A 16205-nucleotide genomic window follows, 5' to 3' on the forward strand; every position below is an offset into this window, starting at 1 on the left:
GGTGATCGGGCGAGTCGAGGCGGGCAGTGGCGTTGTCGTCCTCGCCGCCGACGGTCAACCCATGATCCCGGCGCAGGCCGGCTTCCAACATTTCTAGCGCCCCGCGCGGAGTCCTCTCTTGAGCGAACAGCAAGCCCCCGCCCAGCCGGTCCCTCCGTCGGTCTGGCGCGATCCCTGGCACTTCCTGGCCTTCGGCCTGGGTTCCGGTACCCTGCCCAAGGCGCCCGGGACCTGGGGTTCGCTGATCGCCTTGCCCTTCCTGCCGCTCTGGCAGCTGCTCGGCGGCTGGAGCTATCCGCTGCTGCTGGTGCTGGTGACCGTCTTCGGCTGCTGGTTGTGCGGCAAGGTCGCCCGCGAGCTGGGCGTGCACGATCACGAGGGCATCGTCTGGGACGAGATGGTCGGCATCTGGATCACCTTCTGGCTGGCGCCGCCGGGCCTGATCTGGCTGCTGGTGGGTTTCGTCGCCTTCCGCGTGCTGGACATCTGCAAGCCCTGGCCAATCCGCTGGCTGGATGTCAATGTCCGCGGCGGCGTCGGCATCATGGTCGACGATGTACTGGCCGGCATCCTCGCCTGGCTGGTGGTTCAGGGATTACACATCGGTTGGGGTCATCTCGTCGGCTGACGAGACGCAGGCCCAAGGAGCAGGGCAGTGAAAAGACTGGGCGCGTACGGCCTCCTGTTGGCCGTCGGTTCGCTCGCCTGGGCGCAACCCCAGGTCAGGGTCGTGGGGTTGTTCAACGGCGCGGCGGTGGTCAACGTCAATGGCCAGCGCAAGTTGCTGCGGGTCGGCCAGCGCCTGGACGACGTCGAGGTGGTCAGCGCGGATCCCCAGCAGGCGGTGCTGCGCATAGACGGCCGGACCCAGGCCTTTACCCTCGACCGCGAATATAGCGATGGCTACAGCGCCCCGCAGCGCCGCGAATTCAGCGTGCCGCGCAGCAACAACGGCCATTACCAGGTCACCGCCAACGTCAATGGCCGTCCGGTGTCGCTGCTGGTGGACACCGGCGCCACCAGCGTCGCCCTGAGTGGCGCCCAGGCCGATCAGCTGGGCATCAGCTATCGCGACGGCACCCCGGGCTGGGTGGAGACCGCCAGCGGCCATGCCCGCGCCTGGCGCACCACGCTCAAGCAGGTGCGCCTGGGCGATGTCGAGGTGGTCGGGGTGGACGCCATGGTCCTGGAAGGCAACTATCCCAGCCAGGGCCTGCTGGGCATGAGTTTCCTCAACCGCGTGGGCTGGCGCGAGGCCCAGGGCATCTTCTACGTCCAGGCACGCTGATAGATCATCGGGTATCGACGTCATAACCCCTGGCGATGACGCCGGAGCCGGGGAAAAGGTTACAATGTACGTCTTTCCCCGCCAGGAGCCCGCAGGTGTCCGTCGTCTTTGTCGCCGCCTCCCAACTGCCCACCCCCTTTGGCCTGTTCACCATGCACGGTTTCCTCGACGAAACCGATGGCAAGGAGCACGTCGCCCTGACCTTCGGTGACGTGGCCGATGGCGAGCCGGTCCTGGGACGGCTGCATTCCGAGTGCCTGACCGGCGACGCGCTGTTCAGCCTGAGATGCGACTGTGGCTTCCAGCTGGAAGCGGCGCTGCGCGCCATCGCCGAAGCCGGGCGTGGCGTGCTGCTCTATCTGCGCCAGGAAGGACGCGGCATCGGCCTGCTCAACAAGATCCGCGCCTATGAGTTGCAGGATGCCGGCGCCGATACCGTGGAAGCCAACGAGCGCCTGGGTTTCGGCGCCGACCAGCGTACCTATGCGCTGTGCAAGCCGATGCTCGAACACCTCGGCATCACCTCGCTGCGGCTGATGACCAACAATCCGCGCAAGGTGAAGGCGCTCGAGGTCCTGGGCATCCCGGTCGCTGAGCGGGTGCCGCTGCAGGAAGGCCTCAATCCGCACAACCGCCGCTATCTGCTGACCAAGGCCGGCAAGCTCGGCCACATGCTCGGCAATCTGCATCAGAACGAAGAGACCGCCGATCCGGCCTCCTGATCAGCCGGCTGCGCGCGCCGGTTCCAGGCGCTGCGCGGCTTCCTGCAATTCCAGTACCTGTTGATCCACGTTGCGACTGGCGCCCAGGGTGGTCTGGGCCAGCTCGGCGCTGCGCCGTGCCTGGTCCTGGGCCGCCTGGCTGCGTAGCTGCAGCTGGTTGCCGCTGGTATCCAGGGCCTCCAGGGTGTGGCCGATGTGGGTCAGGTGCTCCTGCAGCGCGCCGACATCGCGATCGATGGCGCCCAAGGCCTCCTGGGCCTGGTCCGAACGACTGCGCGAGGTCTGGGCGTCCGCCTTGCAGCGCTGCATGGCGGCCACCGCCTGTTCCGACAGCAGGCGGATCTGGTCGAGGATGCTGGCGATCTCGCGGGTGGAATCCGCCGAATGATTGGCCAGGCGCCGCACCTCGTCGGCGACCACGGCGAAGCCGCGTCCCTGATCGCCGGCGCGGGCCGCTTCGATGGCGGCGTTGAGCGCCAGCAGGTTGGTCTGTTCTGCGATGCCGCGGATGGTGTCGGTGACATGGCGCACCGCGTGGGTCTGCTCGTTGAGCGCGCTGATGGTGCTGGCCGAGGTGCCGATGGTGCCATCGAGGATTTCCAGATCGCGGGCCACCTGGCCGACCAGCAGATTGCCGTGGTCGCTGCCGTTGCGTGCCCGGGTCGAGAGGCCGCTGCTGTCGCGCACATGTGCGGCCATCTCCTGGCTGCCCTGCAGCATCGTCTGCATGGCCTGGGTGTTGGCCTCGGCCGCCTGCCATTGCTGTTCGGCTTCCTGGCTGGCGTGCTGAGCCCCGCGCTGCAGACTGGCGGCATCGGCGCTGAGGGCGCGGGTGACCTGCTTGACGGTCTGCAGCGAGGTGTCGAGGCGATCGACGAAGCTGTTGATCCAGACCGCCAGCTCGCCGGTCTCGTCGGCGCGAAAGCCCTGGCGATCCAGGCGCTGGTCGAGACTGGCGCCGCATTCGGCGATGTCCAGGAAGAAGTCGCCCAGGCGTTGCAGGCGACGGGTACAGGGCCGCACCACCAAACCGCCGTAGAGCGCCAGGGCGAGGGCTGCACTGCCCAGGGCGAAGCCGCTTTGCCACAGCGGTTGCCAGAGGCTCAGTGCGGCCTGCAGGCCCCAGGCGCCCGCACCCAGCAGCAGGGCGCCGAGCAGCAGGTGCTGGGTCAGACTGCCGCCACGATAGGCTTCTTCCAGATCCGCTTCGCAGAGCAGGCCCCAGGTATCCGGCGAACCAGGCAATTGCAGGGTAAGGCCGGCGCCGATTACCGGGACGTGGCGGTAATCGGAATAGCCTGGATAGGCGACGAACAAATTGCGCCCCTTGCGAATGGTCTCGCGCACCCCAGGGTGCAATTCCTTGGTCGCCGGGGCGGTGAATTTCAGCTCGAACTCGGTGTGCTCGCGGATCCGTACCGTCCCGAAGGGGGTGGCGACCCCTTGCTTGAGGTTATCGCCGGCGGTGAAGGTGGCGTCTTCGAAGCGCGAGCGCGACAGCGCGGTGCCGGGCGCTATGCTGGGGTCGGCGACCGCCTTGACCATGAACAGGTAGTTGTCGCCGGAATCCGGAAAGACATGCCCAGCCTCGCGCTGAATGAGATCGCTGAGGACATCGTTGGGCAGGCGCAGACAGAGACAGCCCAGCGGCTTGCCGGCTTGGCGCAGCGGCTGGTGGAACAGCAGGGTGACGGCATCGTGGAAGGCCGAGGTGGTCGGGCCCAGGGCGAGGGTGACCGGATCGCGATAGGGGCCCTGCAGAAAGGGCGCCTGCAGACCGCGGGCGAGGGCCGCGGCGTCGTGCCGCTGTCCCTGGCGCTGACGTGCGGTGGAGGCGAGGACCAGGCCCTGGGTATCCACCACGAAGAGTTCGGAGGCCGCGCCCAGGTGCAGCAGGGCGTCGTCCAGGATTTGGGGATCCAGCGCGGGCCAGCCGGTCTCCACCGCCCCGGCGATCCGTTCCAGTTGCTGCCAGTGTCTCTGGGGCCAGGTCAGCAGCAGATCACGACGGGTGCCGGCCAGGCCGGCAAAGGTCTTTTCCAGGCGTGCCTGTCGACCTCCGTTGCGCAGGCAGGCCCAGCCACGGGCGATCTTTCCATTGCGCCCCAGCCAGGGCAGCCAGCGGCGCTCGGGGCCGCTCAGATCCATGTCACTCATAACACCCATCCTTGTCGCCACGCTGATTGTAGTCAGCAGCCAGCATGGTGGGGGCTCCAGCCGCGTACTAGAGCGGCTGGACGAGGTGTCGGTGCCTTCAGATCAGCGGTGCGCGGCCCTTTAGGCGGAGGCGCCGCGGGCCAGGCGTGGCGAGGTATCGGCCTGGGCGGCTTCCAGCCGTGCCAGGCGCTCGCGTACCGCGCGCTCGATCCCGGCGACGTCCAGACCGCACTCGGCCAGCATGTCGGCCGGCTTGGCGTGTTCGATGTAGCTGTCCGGCAGGCCCAGGTTGAGCACCGGCTGGACCAGGGCATTGGCCTGCAGGAATTCGTTGACCGCACTGCCGGCACCGCCCATGACGCTGTTTTCCTCGACGGTGACCAGCAGGTCGTGGTCGGCGGCGAACTGGCGGATCAGGGCTTCGTCCAGCGGCTTGACGAATCTCATGTCGGCCACGCTGGCGTCCAGGCGCTCAGCGACCTGCAGGGCCTCGGCCAGTTGCACGCCAAACACCAGGAAGCCGACGGTGGGGCCGTTTTTCAGGCTGCTCTGGCGACGCACCACGCCCTTGCCGATGGGCAGGGGTTCCAGACCCGGATCAAGGGCGGCGTTGGGGCCGCTGCCACGCGGGTAGCGCACCGCGGCGGGGCCTTGGTGGCGATAGCCGGTGGTAAGCAGGCGGCGCAGCTCGTTCTCGTCGCTGGGCGCCATGATCACCATGCCGGGTATGCAGCGCAGGTAGGACAGGTCGAAACTGCCGGCATGGGTCGGACCGTCTTCGCCGACCAGGCCAGCGCGGTCGATGGCGAAGAGCACGTCCAGATGCTGCACCGCCACGTCATGGATCAGCTGATCGTAGCCACGCTGCAGGAAGGTGGAGTAGATGGCCACCACCGGCTTCATGCCGTCGCAGGCCAGGCCCGCGGCCAAGGTCACCGCGTGCTGCTCGGCGATGGCCACGTCGAAGTAGCGCTCGGGATAGCGTTCGGCGAAGCGGATCAGGTCGGAGCCTTCCTTCATCGCCGGGGTGATGCCCACCAGCTTGGCATCGGCGGCGGCCATGTCGCACAGCCAGTCGCCAAAGATGTTGGAGTACTTGGGCGCGCCCGGGCGCTTGGGCTTGGCGTCCAGCGGCTCCAGCTTGGTGATGGCGTGGTAGCCGATGGGGTCTGCCTCGGCGATGGACAGGCCCTTGCCCTTGCGGGTGATGACATGGAGGAACTGCGGGCCCTTGGCGTCGCGCAGATTGCGCAGGGTTGTGACCAGGGTCGGCAGGTCATGACCGTCGATGGGGCCGATGTAGTTCCAGCCCAGTTCCTCGAACAGGGTGCCGGGTACCAGCATGCCCTTGGCGGCCTCTTCGGTGCGGCGGGCGATTTCCCAGGCACCGGGCAGCTTGGAGAGGGCCTTCTTGCCGTTCTCGCGCAGGTGCTGGTAAGTGCGGCTGGAGAGCAGCCGCGCCAGGTAGTTGGACAGGCCACCGACGTTGCGCGAGATGGACATGTCGTTGTCGTTGAGCACCACCAGCATGTTGGCGCCGGTGTCCGAGGCGTGATTGAGCGCCTCGAAGGCCATGCCCGCGGTCAGGGCGCCGTCGCCGATCACCGCGACCGATTTGCGCTCGATGCCTTGCAGCTGGGCGGCGATGGCCATGCCCAGGGCGGCGCCGATGGAGGTGCTGGAGTGACCGACGCCAAAGGTGTCGTACTCGCTCTCGCTGCGGCGCGGGAAGGCGGCCAGGCCGTCCTTCTGGCGCAGGCTGGCCATGCCTTCGCGGCGACCGGTGAGGATCTTGTGCGGATAGGCCTGGTGGCCGACGTCCCACACCAGCCGGTCTTCCGGGGTGTTGAAGACGTAGTGCAGGGCCACGGTCAGTTCGATGACGCCGAGGCCGGCGCCGAAGTGACCGCCGGTCTGGCCCACGGTCCACAGGAGAAAGGCGCGCAGTTCGTCGGCGACGGCTTCCAGCTCGGCGTCACCGAGCTGGCGCAGCTGGACCGGCGAGTCGATGCGGTCGAGCAGGGGCGTCGCGGGACGCTGGCGGGGAATCTCGTGAAACGTCTTGGGCATCTGGCTGATCACTTTGCGCAGAGAATTAGGCAGTTTACCCGATGCCCGCGTGGCATCCCAACAGCGGACAGGGCGTCTTGTTATGCCCCTGTGACAACGGACCCGGGGGCAAATGCGGCCCGGGTCACGAGTTTTTCCGCGGGCGAGCGCTCAGTTGCGCCGCTCGACGATGTAGCGGGCCAGGGCGCGCAGGGGTTCGGCGGGCTCGCCCAGGGGCTCGATGGCCGCCAGGGCAGTGTCGCGCAGCTCCAGGGCATAGGCCTTGGCCACGTCCAGGCCGAGCAGTGCCGGGTAGGTCGGTTTGTCGCGGGCGAGGTCGGCGCCCTGGCGTTTGCCCAGGGTCTGGGTATCGCTTTCGATGTCGAGCACATCGTCCCAGACCTGGAAGGCCAGGCCGATGGCCTCGGCATAGCGGGCCAGGGCCTCACGCTCGGCGGCACCGGCGGCTTCGCTGGCCAGGGCGCCGAGTTGCACGCTGGCGGCGATCAGGGCGCCGGTCTTGTGCAGGTGCATGGTTTCCAGCGCCGGCTGGTCGATACGGCGGCCGACCGACTCCAGGTCGATGGCCTGGCCGCCGACCATGCCGGCCGGGCCGCTGGCGCGCGCCAGCACCGCGACCATCTCCAGCCGTACCGCGGCGTCCTGGGGCGCCGCCAGCAGGGTCTCGAAGGCCAGCGTCTGCAGGCCGTCGCCGGCGAGGATGGCGCAGGCCTCGTCATAGGCCTTGTGGGTGGTGGGCCGGCCGCGGCGCAGGTCGTCGTCGTCCATGGCCGGCAGGTCGTCGTGGACCAGGGAATAGGCGTGGATCAGCTCCACCGCGCAGGCGGCCTGGTCGGCCCGCGCCGGATCGCCGCCCAGGGCTTCGCAGGCGGCATAGACCAGCAGCGGCCGCACCCGCTTGCCACCACCCATGACGCTGTAGGCCATGGCCGCATAGAGCCGGGCGAGTTCGGCGCGCGGGGCGGTGAAGAGCGGGGCGAGGGCGGTGTCGACGCGGCTCTGGCAGCGCTGCTGGTAGGCCTCGATCATGCGTCGTCCCCGACCGGGGCGAAGGGCGCGGCGCTGAGTTCGCCATCCTTCTCCAGCAGGATCTGCACCTTCTGCTCGGCTTGGGCTAGGGCGCCCTGGCATTCGCGGGTCAGGCGGATGCCCTGTTCGAAGGCGCCGAGGGAGTCCTCCAGGGACAGCTCGCCACTTTCCAGGCGTTCCACCAGGGTCTGCAACTCGGCCAGGGATTGTTCGAAGTCGGGAGCTTTCTTGCGGGCCATCGGGATTCTCGACAGAGGCGATCGGGTCGCGGGAAGGGGGCAATGGGTCGGCCATTGTGCCACAGCCATCGGCGCCGCTTGACGCCATGCCCGGCCAGGCCCTAGGGTAGCGGTCATGAAAACGCGCAGCCACCAACGCCCCAGCATTATTACCGCCATTACCTGATGGCGGGACAGCGTTAGCTGCGCAACCAGACCCGCCCAAGAGGCGGGTTTGTACTTTCTGACTCCTGGGCCCCGATGAAACACCCCAGGAGCCCGCCATGACCGCCCAGGAACCCGCCACCGATCTCTTGCAGCGCTATGCCCGCAAGATCCTCGAAGCCCCCGTCTACGACGTGGCGATCGAAACGCCCCTGCAACCGGCGCGGGCGCTGTCCGAGCGGCTGGGCTGCCAGGTGCTGCTCAAGCGCGAAGACCTGCAGCCGGTGTTCTCCTTCAAGATCCGTGGTGCCTACACCAAGCTGGCCAGCCTTTCGGCCAGCGAAAAGGCCCGTGGCGTCATCACCGCCAGCGCCGGCAATCACGCCCAGGGCCTGGCCCTGGCGGCGCGCGAACTGGGCGTGCGGGCGATCATCGTGATGCCGCGCACCACGCCCGAGCTCAAGGTCATCGGCGTGCAATCGCGTGGCGGCGAGGTGGTGCTGCACGGCGACGCCTTTCCCGAGGCCCTGGCCGAGGCGCTGCGCCTGGCCGACGAGCAGGGCTACACCTTCGTCCCGCCCTATGACGATCCCGACGTCATCGCCGGTCAGGGCACCGTGGCCATGGAAATCCTGCGCCAGCATCCTGGTCGGCTGGATGCCATCTTCGTCCCGGTCGGGGGCGGTGGTCTGATCGCCGGTATCGCCGCCTATGTGAAGTACCTGCGGCCCGAGATCAGGATCATCGGCGTCGAACCGGACGATTCCAACTGCCTGCAGCAGGCCCTGGCCGCCGGCGAGCGGGTGGTCCTGCCACGAGTCGGGCTGTTCGCCGACGGCGTGGCCGTGGCCCAGATCGGCGATCACACCTTCGAGATCTGCCGGCGTTATGTCGATGAGGTGATCACCGTCAGCTCGGACGAGATCTGCGCGGCGATCAAGGACATCTACGACGATACCCGCTCCATCACCGAACCTGCTGGCGCCCTAGGCGTGGCCGGGATCAAGAAATACGCCGAGCGTGAAGGTTCGAGCGGCCAGGTGCTGGTGGCCATCGACTCGGGCGCCAATATCAACTTCGATCGGCTGAGACACGTGGCCGAGCGCGCCGAATTGGGCGAGCAGCGCGAAGCCATCATCGCCGTGACCATCCCCGAACGGCCGGGCAGTTTTCGCGCCTTCTGCGAGGCCCTGGGCCGGCGGCAGATCACCGAATTCAATTACCGCTACCACACTGGCGAAGAGGCCCATATCTTCGTCGGCGTCCAGACCCATCCCCAGCGCGATCCGCGTGACGCCCTGATCCAGGGCCTGCGCGACCAGGGCTTCCCGGTGCTGGACCTGACCGACAACGAACTGGCCAAGCTGCATATCCGCCACACCGTGGGCGGCCATGCGCCGCGGGTCGGCCAGGAGCAGGTGTTCCGCTTTGAATTCCCCGAGCGGCCCCGAGCGCTGTTCGATTTCCTCGACCGCCTGGGCGGGCGCTGGAACATCAGCATGTTCCACTACCGCAACCACGGCGCGGCGGATGGGCGGGTGTTCGCGGGGCTGGAAGCCAGCCAGGCCGAGCGGCCGGAGCTGTTGGCTACCCTGGATGCCATCGGCTATCGCTATTGGGACGAGACCGAGAATCCGGCGTATCGGTTGTTCATTGGATAGACCGAGTCAGAGGGATCGCGGCCATGGCGGTCCGCAAATGTGGTCAATTCCGGAGATTGGAGTATCGCCAAATCGTGGCCATGGGCCGCTCCTACCTCGTACCTACGGTCACACCTGAGCCTGTAGGAGCGGCTCATGGCCGCGATTGGCACTGGGGCCTATCAGTAGAAAACGCTGCGCGGTTTTCCACGCTACGAAGCGGGCACAAGACGCCGGACCTCAATCCGCGTCATAGCGGGCACTGAACGCCTGTACGAAGGCGTTGCGCAGGATATTGAAGAAGGCCTGCAGCGGGCTGATGTCCTGGTTCTTCACGCTGCCCGAGAGATCCACCCGGGTGGCGAACTGGTCGCGGGGCTGGTTCTTCAGCAGCGTCTGGGCGGTGCCGACCACGGCTTCCCAGGCGCTTTCCAGGGCGTTCTTGTTGCGATTCTCGACGTCCTGCTGCCAGTCGAAGATATCGACGTTCTTCATCAGGGGTTTGACGTAGCCGCTGAGCCGGCCATCCACCGCCTTGGCTTCGACCACCACGTCACCGCTGCCGGCGCGGAAATCGAACTTGCCATAGGCACGGGCGAAGTCGTTGAGCTTGGGCAGGTCGATGTCGGTCACGCGCAGACGGAAGTCGAAGTCGGTGAAGTCCTTGAAGGGATCGAAGCGGGCACTGGCTTCCAGCGGCGCGCTGCCGAGCACGGCGGCCTTGCCTTCGAAGTGGGCGATGCGTTCGCCCTGGGCGTCGGCGGCGTTGGTCAGGTTGTAGAGGCTGGCATTGACGTCGGTGGCCGCCAGATTCACCTGGGGCCTGGAGTTGAAGTTGCGGAAGGTCACCCGTCCATTGACCACCCGCACCTCGTCGAGAGTGATGGAGATCAGCTTGTCCACCTGGTCCTGCCAATCGGTGCCTTCACCGGTCTGCGACTGCTCCTTGCGTGCGCCGCCGTCGACGAAGTTGAGTTCGGGGCGATCGAAGAGGATGCGTCCGACGATGGCATGGTCCCGCCACAGCGAGCGCCAGCTCACCGCGATGTCGATGCTGGGCGCCTTGAGAAAGGGCACCGGCACCTTGCCGTTGACCTTGACGATCTCCAGCCCCTCGATGCAATAGGCGCCGCGCCACCAGGCCAGGTCCACGTCGGTCACCTGGCCGCGGTAGTCGCCCATGTCCGCCAGCTTGTCGTTGAGGTAATGGCGGATCAGCAAGGGCGCGGCCAGGTGCAGGCACAGCAGCAGGACGATCAGGCCGATGAGGATATAAAGCGGCAGGCGCAGACGACGGGACATGACGGTGGCTCGGGACAAACTTCGTCCCCGGTCGACCCTGGGCGCCCCGCATGAGTTTCTTGCGACCAGGTGTGACGGGAGGAGCCGGTCGCTGCGCTGGCAACGAAGGGCTCTGGCGTGCCGCCTGGCGAACACCAGACCTCGGCGCCGGTCGTCGGTCCGCTGGGCCTGGCTGAGCGCTGCTCGAATCGCAGACGCAAAAAAGCCGGCTTGTGGCCGGCTTTCGAGGGCGGGTTGAGCTGATTTTTGGTGAGCCCGGCCCGCCCGGGTTGCCCTTGCCGGGCAGATGAGAAAGAGGCCTGGGGCCTCCGGCGGCGATCGGCAGATGGCGGATCGGCGCAGGGTCGCGGATGGCGACGAGGGGTGCAGGGTAGTCGCTTTGCCGCCGGATAGGAAGCCCGGCGTGGCCGCTGTGACGTCCGGAAACAGAAAAGCCCGGCGAACCGGGCTTTGCGACAGCGGCGTGGATCAGCCCTTGTAGGCGGCCACGGCCTTGGTGATCTCGGCGCGGGCGGCGTCGGCGTCGCCCCAGCCTTCGACCTTGACCCACTTGCCCTTTTCCAGATCCTTGTAGTTCTCGAAGAAGTGCTTGATCTGCTCCAGCAGCAGGGCCGGCAGGTCGGTGTATTCCTTCACGTCCTTGTACAGAACGCTCAGCTTGTCGTGGGGGACGGCGATCAGCTTGGCGTCACCGCCGGCTTCGTCGGTCATGTGCAGCACGCCGACCGGACGGGCGCGGATCACGGCGCCGGGAGCGACCGGGTAGGGGGTCACGACCAGCACGTCCAGGGGATCGCCATCGTCGGCCAGGGTGTTGGGGATATAGCCGTAGTTGGCCGGGTAGAACATGGGGGTGGCCATGAAACGGTCGACGAAGAGGGCGTCGCTGTCCTTGTCGATCTCGTACTTGATCGGCGCGTGGTTGGCCGGAATCTCGATGGCGACGTAGATGTCGTTCGGCAGGTCTTTGCCGGCGGGAATCTTGCTGTAGCTCATGAACGGGTCCCTCTGGTCGGTTGGGAAAAGTGGCCGGGAGTATAGGCGCTTTCAGATCGGGGTTCGAGCCTCGGACCCCGGGGGTGTCGGCTGTTGCACGCTCGCCAGGCTGACGGCGAGACGCTGGCGCGGATCCTGGCGGAACAGCTGCTGCAGCTGAGCGTAGACCGCCGGATAGTGTTCGCCGAGCAGGTCGGGCGCGCTGAAGAAGTACTCGCAGGCGACGGCGAAGAATTCCTCGGGGCTTTCCGCCGCATAGGGGTCGAGTGCGGTCTCGGCGTCCGGATCGGCGTCGAGCTGGCGATTGAGTTCGTCATAGGCGTGCTGCAGGGCGCCGGTCCAGGCCGCCTGGGGCATGCCTGGGTGCAGTGGTGGCTGACCGTTGCACAGGCCGCCGGCGAGCAGGTCGAGGAGGTGGGCGAATTCGTGGATGACCAGGTTGTAGGCCTCCCAGCCGCCACTGGCCTGGATGCCGGGCCAGGCCAGCACCACCTGGCCGCGATCCCAGGCTTCGCCGTCGCGCTCCTCGTCCCATTCGTGCTCCAGGCCGCCCTCGTCGCGATGGCGCTGGGGACTGACGAAGGCGTCCGGGTAGACGACGATCTCGCGGACGTTGGGATAGAGCGCCGCTTCCGGCAGGTGCAGCAGCGGCAGCAGGGCCTGGGCGGCCAGCAAGAGGCGGTCGCCGTCGTCCAGTTCCAGCCCCTGGAGCAGGGTAAGGCGCTTCTCGGCGAGAAACAGCACGCAGTGCTCGCGCAGCCAGGCGTCTTCCGCGACGGTCAGACCATCGAGGATCGGCAGGCGCTGACGCAGGCGCGCCCAGAGCTCGTCGGCGATGGCGACCCGCGCAAGCAGGCGCCGCTCGCGCCAGGCGCGCCAGAAACCCAAGGACTCAGACTCCGCTCTGCACCGCGGCGCGTCGGCTCTTGATCAGACCGAGGATCATCGGCAGCAGGGAGATGCCGATGATGGCCAGCACCATCAGGGTGAGATTCTGCTTGATGAAGGGCACGTTGCCGAAGAAGTAGCCCAGGCTCACCAGACCACCGACCCACAGCAGCGAGCCGAGCACGCTGTAGGCCAGGAAGTAGGGATAGTGCATGCGGCCGACGCCGGCGACGAAGGGGGCGAAGGTGCGGATGATGGGCAGGAAGCGCGCCAGGGTGATGGTCTTGCCGCCATGGTGCTCGTAGAAGGCCTGGGTGCGCAGCAGATAGTCGCGGCGGAACACCTTGGAATGGGGGTTGCTGAACAGCTTGTCGCCGGCGAAGCGGCCGATCAGGTAGTTGGTGCTGTCGCCCGCCACCGCGGCGAACATCAGCAGTCCGGCCAGCAGATAGGGGTCCATGTCGCCGAGGGCGGAGAGCGCGCCGGCGATGAACAGCAGGGAGTCGCCGGGCAGGAAGGGCATGACCACCAGGCCCGTCTCGCAGAAGATCACGGCGAAGAGAATGGCGTAGATCCAGGTGCCGTACTGGGCGACCAACCCGCTGAGATAGACGTCGAGGTGCAGGATCAGATCGATCGGGTTGAATTCCATGGGGCGTGCCTACCGTGGTTGCGAGGGTCCGGCGGCGATTATAAAGGCAGCCGGGACCGGGTTTTGTGGCCTGGTCGAGATCGGCGCCGGGAAAAAACGCCAGCCGCTCAGAGGTCAGGGTAGGGCAAAGGTTCAGTCCCGCGCCCGGATGGGCGCGGGAGTGGCGAGCCAGGTCTCAGCTCAGCGCCATGTCGATCACCACCCGACCCTCGATGCCGCCCTGGTGCATGCGGGCGAAGATGTCGTTGATGTTCTCCAGCGGTTCGGCGCTCACCGTGGCCTTGACCTTGCCCTCGCCGGCGAAGTCCAGCGCCTCCTGCAGGTCCAGGCGGGTGCCGACGATGGAGCCGCGCACCGTGGTGCCGTTGAGCACCATGTCGAAGATCGACAGCGGGAAATCGCCCGGCGGCAGGCCATTGAGGGCGATGGTGCCGCCGCGGCGGGTCATGCCGATGGCCTGTTCGAAGGCCTTGGGCGAGACCGCCGTGACCAGGGCGCCGTGAGCGCCGCCGATCTCCTTCTTGAGGTAGGCCGCCGGATCCTGCTCGCGGGCGTTGACCGTGACCTCGGCGCCCAGCCGGCGGGCGAGGTCGAGCTTCTTGTCATCCACGTCCACCGCCGCCACGTTGAGGCCCATGGCCCGGGCGTACTGCACCGCCATGTGGCCAAGCCCGCCGATGCCGGAAATCACCACCCAGTTGCCCGGCTTGGTATCGGTCATCTTCAGGCCCTTGTAGACGGTGACCCCGGCGCAGAGGATGGGCGCGATCTCGACGAAGCCGACGTTGTCCGGCAGGCGGCCGACGTAGCCGGCATCGGCCAGGGTGTATTCGGCGAAGCCGCCGTTCACCGAGTAGCCGGTGTTCTGCTGGGATTCGCAGAGGGTCTCCCAGCCGCCCAGGCAGTGTTCGCAGTGGCCGCAGGTGGAATACAGCCAGGGCACCCCGACCCGGTCGCCTTCTTTGACGTGGGTGACCCCCGCGCCTACTGCCACCACATGGCCGACGCCTTCGTGGCCGGGGATGAAGGGCGGATTGGGCTTGACCGGCCAATCGCCCTGGGCGGCGTGCAGATCGGTGTGGCAGACGCCGCTGGCGGCGATCTTGACCAGCACCTGGCCGGCACCCGGGGTCGGCACCTCGACTTCGCGGAATTCCAGGGGTTTGCCAAAGGCGGTGACGACAGCGGCTTTCATTGTTTTGGGCATGACGAGTCCCTCATGGAGGCATGATGCGTGGATGAAGCCAGACGGGGCCTGCGCCGGGACGCACCTGTCCACCACGGGCGGCCGTTGCGTCTAGCGTCGGCCACCCACGGGGAGGGGGTGTTGATCCAGGTCAGGCGGGAGGCGCGCCCTGACGTCCTGCTGAGGCGCGCGATACAGGCGTCGTCTTCGCGGAGCGGCGTTGGCCCCGGGGCACAGTCAGTGGCGGCCGTACCCCGGGGTCTGCCGGTCGCTCCTAGAAGAAGCCCAGCGGATTGATGTCGTAGCTGACCAGCAGGTTCTTGGTCTGCTGGTAGTGGTCGAGCATCATCTTGTGGGTTTCCCGGCCGACGCCGGATTTCTTGTAGCCCCCGAAGGCGGCATGGGCGGGGTAGAGATGGTAGCAGTTGGTCCAGACGCGACCGGCCTTGATGCCGCGGCCCATGCGGTAGGCACGGTTGATGTCGCGGGTCCAGACGCCGGCGCCGAGGCCGAACTCGGTGTCGTTGGCGATGGCCAGGGCCTCGGCTTCGTCCTTGAAGGTGGTGACGCCGATCACCGGGCCGAAGATCTCTTCCTGGAAGACGCGCATCTTGTTGTGACCCTTGAGCAGGGTCGGCTGGATGTAATAGCCGCTAGCCAGGTCACCCTGCAACTTCTCGACGTTGCCGCCGGTGAGGAATTCGGCGCCTTCCTCGCGGGCGATCTCCAGGTAGGAGACGATCTTCTCGAATTGCTGCTGGGAGGCCTGGGCGCCGACCATGGTGTCGGTGTCCAGCGGATCGCCACGCTTGATCTGGGCGATCTTCTTCATCACCGCTTCCATGAAGGGGGCGTAGATGGATTCCTGCACCAGGGCGCGGGACGGGCAGGTGCAGACCTCGCCCTGGTTAAAGAAGCCCAGGACCAGACCCTCGGCGGCCTTCTCGATGAAGCTCGGCTCGGCCTGCATGATGTCTTCGAAGTAGATGTTGGGCGACTTGCCGCCCAGCTCCACGGTGCTCGGGATGATGTTCTTGGCCGCGCAGGAGAGGATGTGCGAACCCACCGGGGTGGAGCCGGTAAAGGCGATCTTGGCGATGCGGGTGCTGGTGGCCAGGGCCTCGCCGGCCTCCTTGCCATAGCCCTGCACCACGTTGAGCACGCCGGGCGGCAGCAGGTCGCCGACCAGTTCGACGAACAGGGTGATGGACAGCGGGGTCTGCTCGGCGGGCTTGAGCACCACGCAGTTGCCGGCGGCCAGCGCCGGGGCCAGCTTCCAGGCGGCCATCAGCAGCGGGAAGTTCCAGGGGATGATCTGGCCGACCACGCCCAATGGCTCGTGGAAATGGTAGCTGGCGGTCTTGTCGTTGATCTCGGCGGCGCTGCCTTCCTGGGCGCGGATGCAGCCGGCGAAGTAGCGGAAGTGGTCGGCTGCCAGGGGTACGTCGGCGTTGAGCGTCTCGCGCACCGCCTTGCCGTTGTCCCAGGTTTCGGCGACGGCCAGTTTTTCCAGATTCTGTTCGATGCGGTCGGCGATCTTGAGCAGGATCAGCGAGCGGTCCTGCACCGAGGTGCGGCCCCAGGCATCGGCGGCGGCGTGGGCGGCGTCCAGGGCGCGCTCGATGTCGGCGTCGTCGGAGCGGGGGAATTCACCGATCACCGAGCCGTTCACCGGGGAGGTGTTGGTGAAGTACTGGCCTTTCACCGGAGCGACGAATTCGCCGCCGATGTAGTTGCCGTAGCGGGCCTGCAGGGTCAGCAGGGCGTCTTGGGTGCCGGGAGCTGCGTAGCGCATGGTGGGTCTCCTGTTTGTTCTTGTATGAAGCGGCGCACCGATCCTGAGCAAGGCGCGGGCCAAGTCGGGCGAACCCGCATGGTTGCGGCCTTGCGGC

General features: G+C 67.1%; 13 protein-coding genes and 2 pseudogenes. 4 read left to right on the forward strand and 11 right to left on the reverse strand.

The window, feature by feature from the left end; genetic code table 11:
* The first annotated feature begins 118 nt into the window (after positions 1–118).
* From POR01S_RS17545 to ribA, 3 genes are all read left to right on the forward strand, one after another.
* A complete protein-coding gene (locus tag POR01S_RS17545) occupies positions 119–628 on the forward strand; it encodes a phosphatidylglycerophosphatase A family protein (RefSeq protein ID WP_042137302.1) in 510 nt (169 codons plus the stop codon).
* A 27-nt stretch (positions 629–655) separates the two neighbouring features.
* Positions 656–1288: a retropepsin-like aspartic protease family protein gene (locus POR01S_RS17550; protein ID WP_027599166.1), complete on the forward strand. Its 633-nt coding sequence runs from the start codon at positions 656–658 to the stop codon at positions 1286–1288.
* 95 nt (positions 1289–1383) lie between these two features.
* Positions 1384–2010, forward strand: a complete 627-nt coding sequence (gene ribA, locus POR01S_RS17555; protein WP_027601106.1) for a GTP cyclohydrolase II — start codon at positions 1384–1386, stop codon at positions 2008–2010.
* Here ribA and POR01S_RS24360 read toward each other — a convergent pair.
* The 5 genes and pseudogenes from POR01S_RS24360 to POR01S_RS17575 all read right to left on the reverse strand — a co-directional run.
* A pseudogene (locus POR01S_RS24360) lies at positions 2011–2532 on the reverse strand (methyl-accepting chemotaxis protein); the annotation flags it as partial.
* 647 nt (positions 2533–3179) lie between these two features.
* Positions 3180–3501, reverse strand: a pseudogene (locus POR01S_RS24365) (methyl-accepting chemotaxis protein); the annotation flags it as partial.
* A gap of 786 nt (positions 3502–4287) precedes the next feature.
* A complete protein-coding gene (dxs, locus tag POR01S_RS17565) occupies positions 4288–6237 on the reverse strand; it encodes a 1-deoxy-D-xylulose-5-phosphate synthase (RefSeq protein WP_042137306.1) in 1950 nt (649 codons plus the stop codon).
* 150 nt (positions 6238–6387) lie between these two features.
* Positions 6388–7266, reverse strand: a complete 879-nt coding sequence (locus POR01S_RS17570) for a polyprenyl synthetase family protein (protein WP_042137307.1) — start codon at positions 7264–7266, stop codon at positions 6388–6390.
* Positions 7263–7505 carry an exodeoxyribonuclease VII small subunit gene (locus POR01S_RS17575; protein ID WP_007161201.1) on the reverse strand — a complete coding sequence of 81 codons (243 nt, stop codon included), beginning with the start codon at positions 7503–7505 and terminating at the stop codon, positions 7263–7265. The genes POR01S_RS17570 and POR01S_RS17575 overlap by 4 nt, the downstream gene beginning before the upstream one ends.
* A 263-nt stretch (positions 7506–7768) precedes the next feature.
* Here POR01S_RS17575 and ilvA point away from each other — a divergent pair, with 263 nt between their 5' ends.
* Complete coding sequence (ilvA, locus tag POR01S_RS17580) at positions 7769–9310, forward strand: threonine ammonia-lyase, biosynthetic (protein WP_042137309.1); 1542 nt, start codon at positions 7769–7771, stop codon at positions 9308–9310.
* Positions 9311–9529: 219 nt separating this feature from the next.
* Here ilvA and POR01S_RS17585 read toward each other — a convergent pair whose 3' ends face one another.
* From POR01S_RS17585 to exaC, 6 genes are all read right to left on the reverse strand, one after another.
* Positions 9530–10591 carry an AsmA family protein gene (locus POR01S_RS17585; RefSeq protein ID WP_042137394.1) on the reverse strand — a complete coding sequence of 354 codons (1062 nt, stop codon included), beginning with the start codon at positions 10589–10591 and terminating at the stop codon, positions 9530–9532.
* Between the two features lie 468 nt (positions 10592–11059).
* The gene (ppa, locus tag POR01S_RS17590) at positions 11060–11587 is read right to left on the reverse strand and encodes an inorganic diphosphatase (protein ID WP_007161198.1); all 528 of its coding nucleotides are present in this window, start codon (positions 11585–11587) and stop codon (positions 11060–11062) included.
* A 51-nt stretch (positions 11588–11638) separates the two neighbouring features.
* Positions 11639–12475: a M90 family metallopeptidase gene (locus tag POR01S_RS17595; RefSeq protein WP_042137311.1), complete on the reverse strand. Its 837-nt coding sequence runs from the start codon at positions 12473–12475 to the stop codon at positions 11639–11641.
* A 4-nt stretch (positions 12476–12479) separates the two neighbouring features.
* Complete coding sequence (locus tag POR01S_RS17600) at positions 12480–13127, reverse strand: DedA family protein (RefSeq protein ID WP_007161196.1); 648 nt, start codon at positions 13125–13127, stop codon at positions 12480–12482.
* A gap of 175 nt (positions 13128–13302) precedes the next feature.
* Positions 13303–14334 (reverse strand): alcohol dehydrogenase AdhP, encoded by a 1032-nt coding sequence (gene adhP, locus POR01S_RS17605; RefSeq protein WP_042137313.1) that lies wholly within the window; start codon positions 14332–14334, stop codon positions 13303–13305.
* Positions 14335–14587: 253 nt separating this feature from the next.
* A complete protein-coding gene (gene exaC, locus POR01S_RS17610) occupies positions 14588–16108 on the reverse strand; it encodes an acetaldehyde dehydrogenase ExaC (RefSeq protein ID WP_042137315.1) in 1521 nt (506 codons plus the stop codon).
* Positions 16109–16205 lie beyond the last annotated feature (97 nt).

It is taken from the genome of Pseudomonas oryzihabitans NBRC 102199 (assembly GCF_000730625.1).
Taxonomy (GTDB): domain Bacteria; phylum Pseudomonadota; class Gammaproteobacteria; order Pseudomonadales; family Pseudomonadaceae; genus Chryseomonas; species Chryseomonas oryzihabitans.

Excerpts from the sequence above, each read along its gene's own strand:
- dxs (WP_042137306.1), bottom strand. The coding sequence starts at position 6,237 with ATGCCCAAGACGTTTCACGAGATTCCCCGCCAGCGTCCCGCGACGCCC.
- POR01S_RS17570 (WP_042137307.1), bottom strand. The coding sequence starts at position 7,266 with ATGATCGAGGCCTACCAGCAGCGCTGCCAGAGCCGCGTCGACACCGCC.
- POR01S_RS17575 (WP_007161201.1), bottom strand. The coding sequence starts at position 7,505 with ATGGCCCGCAAGAAAGCTCCCGACTTCGAACAATCCCTGGCCGAGTTG.
- ilvA (WP_042137309.1), top strand. The coding sequence starts at position 7,769 with ATGACCGCCCAGGAACCCGCCACCGATCTCTTGCAGCGCTATGCCCGC.
- POR01S_RS17585 (WP_042137394.1), bottom strand. The coding sequence starts at position 10,591 with ATGTCCCGTCGTCTGCGCCTGCCGCTTTATATCCTCATCGGCCTGATC.
- ppa (WP_007161198.1), bottom strand. The coding sequence starts at position 11,587 with ATGAGCTACAGCAAGATTCCCGCCGGCAAAGACCTGCCGAACGACATC.
- POR01S_RS17600 (WP_007161196.1), bottom strand. The coding sequence starts at position 13,127 with ATGGAATTCAACCCGATCGATCTGATCCTGCACCTCGACGTCTATCTC.
- adhP (WP_042137313.1), bottom strand. The coding sequence starts at position 14,334 with ATGCCCAAAACAATGAAAGCCGCTGTCGTCACCGCCTTTGGCAAACCC.
- exaC (WP_042137315.1), bottom strand. The coding sequence starts at position 16,108 with ATGCGCTACGCAGCTCCCGGCACCCAAGACGCCCTGCTGACCCTGCAG.